This window comes from Rhizobium sp. SVR5-9E (assembly GCF_056755095.1).
This window is the reverse complement of the sequence record NZ_JBNDHS010000684.1, coordinates 1-240: the sequence shown is the minus strand read 5'-3', so window position 1 is coordinate 240 and position 240 is coordinate 1. Positions and strand designations below refer to the sequence as shown.

Below are 240 nucleotides of genomic sequence, written 5' to 3'. Positions count from 1 at the left end.
CGGGTGGCGACGAATAACGCCGGTTGCCGAGCAGGGAGCATCCAGCAAGATGCGATCGAATTGCGTTTCACCACACCATTCTGCGGGTTTGCGGCCATCGCCTTGCTTAACCTGCGCTTTCATTCCCAGGCTGATCTTATCAATATCAGATTCGTTGACGTTCATGATCGCCCATACATTGGTGGTATTCGCCACATCAAAAATATTATCGCTTCTGTCGCTTCTCAGCTGCATATCTCT

Annotated in this window: 1 protein-coding gene; it reads right to left on the bottom strand. The window is 50.4% G+C overall.

Annotation, left to right across the window (positions count from 1 at the left end; all coding sequences use genetic code 11):
* Positions 1-240: hypothetical protein (locus ACPYOJ_RS36555; protein ID WP_481420564.1), on the bottom strand; the 240-nt coding region annotated here is incomplete at both ends.